The 6370-nt window shown below is 70.2% G+C and carries 7 protein-coding genes; 3 read left to right on the forward strand and 4 right to left on the reverse strand.

Going from position 1 to position 6370, the window contains the following annotated elements; translation table 11 throughout:
* A partial coding sequence (locus AB0M20_RS21295; protein WP_364300615.1) for a TSUP family transporter occupies nt 1–360 on the forward strand: 360 nt, incomplete at its 5' end.
* 23 nt (nt 361–383) lie between these two features.
* On the opposite strand, the gene AB0M20_RS21300 is transcribed toward AB0M20_RS21295, so the two are convergent.
* From AB0M20_RS21300 to AB0M20_RS21310, 3 genes are read right to left on the reverse strand one after another with little or no spacing between them, the layout of a single operon-like run.
* Entirely contained in the window at nt 384–1631 is a 1248-nt protein-coding gene (locus AB0M20_RS21300) for an FAD-dependent oxidoreductase (protein WP_364300617.1), read from the reverse strand.
* A gap of 56 nt (nt 1632–1687) precedes the next feature.
* On the reverse strand, nt 1688–2371 hold the full coding sequence (locus AB0M20_RS21305) for a DUF4097 family beta strand repeat-containing protein (protein ID WP_364300619.1): 684 nt from the start codon (nt 2369–2371) through the stop codon (nt 1688–1690).
* Between the two features lie 59 nt (nt 2372–2430).
* Nucleotides 2431–3075, reverse strand: a complete 645-nt coding sequence (locus tag AB0M20_RS21310; RefSeq protein ID WP_364300621.1) for a hypothetical protein — start codon at nt 3073–3075, stop codon at nt 2431–2433.
* Nucleotides 3076–3224: 149 nt separating this feature from the next.
* Here AB0M20_RS21310 and AB0M20_RS21315 point away from each other — a divergent pair, with 149 nt between their 5' ends.
* Nucleotides 3225–5477 (forward strand): LuxR C-terminal-related transcriptional regulator, encoded by a 2253-nt coding sequence (locus AB0M20_RS21315; RefSeq protein ID WP_364300623.1) that lies wholly within the window; start codon nt 3225–3227, stop codon nt 5475–5477.
* An 87-nt stretch (nt 5478–5564) separates the two neighbouring features.
* Nucleotides 5565–5774, forward strand: coding sequence for a hypothetical protein (locus AB0M20_RS21320; protein WP_364300624.1), 210 nt, complete (start codon nt 5565–5567; stop codon nt 5772–5774).
* Nucleotides 5775–5808: 34 nt separating this feature from the next.
* Here the strand turns inward: AB0M20_RS21320 and AB0M20_RS21325 are convergent, their stop codons facing one another.
* A complete protein-coding gene (locus AB0M20_RS21325) occupies nt 5809–6261 on the reverse strand; it encodes a cupin domain-containing protein (protein WP_364300626.1) in 453 nt (150 codons plus the stop codon).
* Nucleotides 6262–6370: the final 109 nt, after the last annotated feature.

Here is a 6370-nt window from a genome sequence, read left to right on the forward strand (position 1 = left end):
CCGGCCGATCGCAGCTTCGCCGTGATCGGGGCCGCGTCCGGGCTGGGGTCGGCTTTGCTGGGCTCGGTCGGCCCGTTGACCGCTCCGTTTTTCCTCGCCTACGGATTGACCCGGGCGGCGTACATCGGCACCGAGGCGGCGAGCGCGCTGACCATGCATCTGGCGAAGATCGCCGCCTACGGGACCGGAGATCTGCTGACCGGACCTGTGCTGCTGTTCGGGGTCGTGCTGACGCCGGCCACGATGGCCGGGGCGTGGGTCGGCAGGAAGATCGTCGGGCGGATCAGCGATCGGGTGTTCGTGATCCTGGTGGAATGCGGTCTGGCCGCCGCGGGCGTCCTTTTCCTGATCGGGTGGTGACCACCGGGCATCGACCGCGGCGACTATCTCGCGCTGCGTACCTTGACGGGCGTGACGGCGGGCAGATCCCCGCGCAGCGGGCTGCGCTGCAGGCCGGTCACCCACATGGCCAGCCGCCGCTGGACCGGACGTAGTCGCCCGACTGTTCCCGTCCCCGCGCGCCGGGCGAAACGGGCGACCGGATGGCGCATCATGGCGACCCTGGTGAGCCGGTCCGTGAAGGTCAGCACCTCGAGCGCCACGGCGCGGCGTCCGCGGTCGTAGGCGTCGAGGCTCGACTCCCCGGCCTGTCCGGCGAGCACGGCGGCCAGCCGGGTGGCCAGGTCGTAGGCGTCCGCGATGCCTGTGTTCATGCCCTGTCCGGCCGCTGGGCTGTGGATGTGGGCGGCGTCGCCGGCGAGGAACACCCGCCCGATGCGGAACCTGGCGGCGACCCGGTGGTGCACCCGGAACGCCGACGACCAGACCGGCTCGACCGCCGAGCGTGCGGTGATGCCGCGATCGCGCAGGAGGGCGTCGACGAACGCGCCGTCCGGCCGGTCGGGCACCTTCACGCCGGCGTCGACGGTGGCGACGATCCGGTGATTGCCGCTGGGCAGCTGGGCAATCACGGTGACGCCGTGGGCGGACATGTTGATGGTGGCCTCGTCGTCGGCCTCGCGTGCGCCGGTGAGCGCCACGTCGGCGAGCACGAACTGCGACGGGTACGTCTGGCCGGGGAAGTCGAGCTTGAGAGCGGTCCGGATGGTGCTGTGCGAGCCGTCGGCCCCGATGAGATAGCGGGCGCGAATGGTGAAGGGCGCGGGTTCGCCGGGTGATCCGGCGGTGCCCGTGACGGTGACGGCGTCGCCGTCTGCGCTCACGGTATGGACGCGGTGCCGGCGGCGTACGGTTCCGGCCGGCTCGGCCAATTGCTGCAGAAGCAGAGCCTCGGTGGTGCTCTGCGGTACGCCGAGGGCGAAGGGATACCGGGTCGGCAGGTCGCCGAAGGGCACCCGTAGAAGGGTTCGGTCGCCGTCCATCATGGCGATGCGGCGGATCTGGCGGCCCGCCGCCACGAGCGCGTCGCCGACCCCGAGTTCGGCGAGCAGTTCGAGGCTTGCCGCGTGGACCAGGGCCGCGTTGGAGGTCGAGGTCGGTTCGGCTCGTGCGTCGAGCAGGACGTACGGGATGCCCAGCTGGGCCAGCCGCACCGCCGCGGTGAGGCCGGTAGGCCCGGCGCCGACGATGACGACTTCTGTGTTCTCCGATTCCACCGGCATGTTTCGCATGACCGAAGCTCCTTCTGCGGGCGTTGTTTCCGATGCGGGTATGCGGTCCGATCCAGTCATGGCAGGTGCGCGATCGTCACGGGCCCCACGTCGGTGCGCACCGTGATGTGGTGTTTCGATGCGGGATCCTCGTCGACGTTCACCGTGGTCTTGCCGACCGACGTGTCGATGTCCAGGGCGTAGGCGGTGGTGTCCGGCACCCGGACGTCGACCGGCCCGAAGCTGGTTGTGGTCCGGACCAGGGTCGGCGGCGCGGCGAACTCCACGGACGCCGCCCCGGCATCGGTCGTGACGGTCACCTCGGCACTGGTGAGCCGGCGAGCCTCTACGGCGCCGGCGTCGGTGGTGATCCGCAGGTTGCCCGCCAGGCCGTCCACCTTGACCGCGCCCGCGTCGGCGGTGATCTCTGCCGACATGGCCTTGGGCATGCGGATGGCGTAGTGGACTTCGCAGCGCACCTTGTCGTCGCCGCAACCGGCGTCGATGAGCCGCAACGTCTGACCGTCCACGCGATGGGTGGTGTCCGGCTTACCTTTCGAGTAGCGGTGCTTCTCGATGACGGTCACGGGGCCGTCAGCCGTGACGATCTCGACCCCGGCGGCGCGGGCGGCGATCGTCAGCGCTGTCAGTCGTTCGTCGATCTGGTAGCTCACCTCGGCCGTGGTGGTCGATGCTGCCGAACAGCCGGCGAGCGGTAACAGGGCAAGGGCCGTCAGGACAGCCGCGGTACGTGGTCTCATGGCGAGCAACCTTCGTGAGTCAGCGGGTGGACGGGGCGGTCGGGACGGCAGGGAAGGGGTCATCGGGAAGCCGCCGCGAACGGTCCGCGGTCGGGGTCGGCCTTGAGCCGACGGGTCGTGCGGTCCTGCCGGATGATCCAGATGCCGGCGGCGGCGACGGCCAGGCCGAGGGGGACACCCCAGGGCGGGATCGCGGCCTGGAAGCCGACCGCACCGGCGACCGCGAGGGCTACCGACAGGGCCGGCGGCAGGCTGCGGGCCCGCCACGACGCGAGACCGAACAGGGCCCAGCCGAGCGCGAAGAGCACGACGCTGACCAGCCAGGCCGCCGACAGCAGAGTCCCGGACCGGTCCGCCTCGAACGTCGCGGGGGCGACCTGGGCGAGCCACGGTACGGCGAATCCCTCGAACCACATGTCGCCGGCCAGGGCGACCGTTCCGGTGGCCGCGGTGCAGAATGCGACCGCTCCGAATCCACCGGCTGCGCGCGCCTGCCGCTCGTACATGGCGACCAGGGCGATCAGGAGCAACGGGAACGCCAGCGCGTACGCCGAGTTGAACGGCAGGAACAGCGGGTCCTTCATCATGGCGACAAGGTCGCTGCGGTCTCCGGTGACGAACATGCCGAGGTGAGCGGCGGCGAACAGCCCGCCGGCGCCGACGGCGATCGACCCGGCATGCGTACTGAGCGGTGACTCGGACATGACCAACCTCCCGAAGCGGTGTGAACTGGCTCGCCGTGAGACTGGTGCGGGCCTGGGTGAGGCGTCTTCACCCGGATGGGCTTTCACCTGGGTGATCCCGCACCTCGCGAGGTGTTCGCGGCCGGCGGCGCAGCGGGTACGGTGATGCCATGCCGGTGGCCGGGGTGCCCGCCGTCCCGCTGATCCGCACCAAGGTGCATGCCCCGATCGCGCGGGCGCTGGTGCCGCGTCCCGCCTTGCTCGAACGACTGGTGCACGGTCCGGCTCGCCGGTTGACGCTCGTTCGCGGTCAGGCCGGTTGGGGCAAGTCGAGTCTGCTCAACGCCTGGTCGGCGGCTGATCCGCGACCGTTCGCGTGGCTGACGCTGGACCGCGGCGACAACGATCCGATCCGGTTCTTCATGTACGTGATCGAGGCTCTTCAGTCGCTGACCGGTACCATCGGCGAGCGGTCCGCCCCGCTCCTTCGCACGCCGGGCGTGGACGTCGTCGAGCAAGTCTTGCCGGTCCTGCTGAACGAGCTGGACGACATCACCGACACCAGCGTGTTCGTGCTGGAGGACTACCACGCGATCGACAACGGCCAGGTGCATGAGGCCGTGTCGTACCTCGTTGATCATGCGCCGAATACCCTCGAGCTGGCCCTGTCCACCCGGGTCGAGCCGCCGCTGCCGGTGTCGCGGCTGCGGGGCCGCGGGCAGCTGCTGGAGATCGCCGTGGCGGACCTGCAGTTCACGCTGGACGAAGCCCAGACCCTGCTGATCACGCATCAGGAGCTCGATCTCGAGCCTCCGGACGTGGCGCGGCTGGTGGAACGCACCGAAGGCTGGCCCGCCGGCCTCTACATGGCCGCACTGTCGCTGCGCGGCCGAACCGACGCCCACGGGTTCATCGACGCGTTCGCCGGGGACGACCGCAACGTCGTGGACTATCTGACGACGGAGGTCCTCACCGGTCAGTCCGCCCGGACCCGCGACTTCATGTTGTTGACGTCGATCCTGGACCGGCTGTGCGCGCCGCTGTGCGACGAGGTCGTCGACGGCACCGGCTCGGCGGCGATGCTGGCGGACATCGAGCGGTCGAACTCATTCCTGCTGGCCCTCGACAACCGACGGCAGTGGTACCGCTATCACCACCTGTTCCGCGAGCTGCTGCGCAACGAGTTGGCCGGCACCGATCCACCGGCCGCCGCAGCGGCCAGCCGGCGCGCCGCCGGCTGGCTGCGCCGGCACGGCGAGCCTGCCGAAGCAATCTCGCACCTCGTGGCCGCCGGCGACCTGGACGAGGCCGGCGAGTTGATCGCCTCCTCGTGGCTACCACTGGCCACCTCCGGCAGGCACGAGACCGTCCGAGCCTGGCTGGACCAGCTCCCCGCCGCTTTCATCGAGAGTGACTCCCGGCTCTGTGTGGCCGGCGCATTGACAGCGATCGCCACCGGCCGGCTCGACGAGGTCGAATACTGGATCAGTCAGGCGGCTCGCGCGCCCGCACGCGGCCCGTTCCACGACGGGTTCCGTTCCGGCGCCGCCGCTGCGGACTGCCTCCGCGCCGTCCACGGCTGGCTGCTCGGTGATCTCGAAGCCTGCCGGACGGCCGGTGAGGCGGCGCTGCGCGGGGCCGACGAGTCGTCGCCGTGGGACGCCGTCACGTGCACCTGGCTGGGCGCGTCCCAGTTCTGGCTCGGACATCGCGAGCAGGGGCTGGCAACGCTGCACGAAGGATTGCGGCGGTGTGAGGCGACACGGTTCCATCCGCCGTGGATCACCTGTCTCGGTCTGCTCGGCCTCGTTCACCAGCTGCGCAGCGATCACGATGCGGCGCGGGCCAGGTCCGAGGAGGCACTGGCGCTGTCGGCGCGGCTGGGACTGGACGAGTACTCAAGAATCACGACGACCGCCCACATCGCCCGGGCCGGCCGGCTGACCCGGGAAGGGCGATGGCAGCAGGCCCGTACGGAACTGACCCGCGTGATCGAGGGGGCGCACCGCGGCAGTGGCCCGGTGGAGATCGCCCACGCCTACCTGGCGCTCAGCGCCGCAGCCCGGGCCGGCGCCGACGAGGCAGCTGCGGACTTGTACGTGGAGAACGCCCGATCGGCGATCAGTGCCTGCCCCGATCCGGGTCCGGTCATCGCCGCCTTGATCGAGCAGGCCGGATCGCCGTCGAACCGTCCGCGCCGAGCGGTGTCGCGCCGCACGTCACCACCGCCCGACTTCAGCGAACGGGAAACGGCCGTGCTTCGTCTTCTGGCCGGCAAGTTGTCCCAGCGCGAGATCGGCGGTGCCCTCTTCATCTCCTTCAACACCGTCAAGACGCACTCGCGAAGCATCTTCCGCAAGCTCGGCGTCCAGACGCGCGCCGACGCCGTCGCCCGCGCCCGGGAGCTGGGTCTGATCCACTGACCCGGCGTTCATCTCACCCTGGGGGATGCCCACTCACCCACATCCGAGAGATGGTCGAAGCCCAACCCAGCCGCACAGGAGGAACCAATGCAATCGAGGCGCTACACCGTCACGATTGAGGGCCGCCTCGGCACCCGTTTCACCGACGCGTTCCCCGGCGCCACAATCGACTCCGGGAACGGGCAGACCCGCCTCGTCACGGGACCCTTCGACCAGGGGCAGCTCCACGGACTCCTCACTCGCGTCCGTGACTTCGGGCTCGAGCTCGTCTCCGTCGAACCCATGCCCGACATGTGACGAGTGGAACCACGTTGCCCACCTGCCCGGCGGGTCAGGCCGGCGGGGTCAGCGGCGGGCCGATCAACTTCGTCAGTCGTTCCGCCTGGGCGAGCTCTGCCAACGCGTCCGGGATGTCCTGGCCGGACTCGCGCGCGAGCATCCGCTCGAACCGTCGTTCGAACCCGCCGGGCGCGAACAGGCACAGGATCCGGGCGTCGGTCGTACCGTGGTTGGCCAGCGTGTGCGGGGCATTCCTCGGTGCGAAGACGAACAAGCCGGGACCACCGGTGACGATGTCGGCGCCGACTCGGAAGGTCGGCTCGCCGGCGAGCACGTAGAAGCCCTCGCCGTGGGTGGGGTGAAGATGGAGCGGCGGGCCCGCCGTGCCAGGCGTCATCGTCATCTCCACCACACCGAGATCGTTCTGGCTGTCGGCCTGGTTGAGCAGGACTGCCAGCGGAGCGGCGTCCGGGCCCGGTTGCCTCACTCCGGGAAGGCTTGTCATGGCCGTTCCTCCTTAGGGTGCACGCCTTCTCCGTCTGTGCCGGCACCACCGCCGACCTGCTCTATCATGCCGGTTCCTCCTTGTTTCCGGGCGCTCAATATTTGCCATG

Origin of the sequence: Actinoplanes sp. NPDC051633, from assembly GCF_040681735.1 — a bacterium.
In the GTDB taxonomy this organism is placed as follows: Bacteria; Actinomycetota; Actinomycetes; order Mycobacteriales; family Micromonosporaceae; genus Actinoplanes.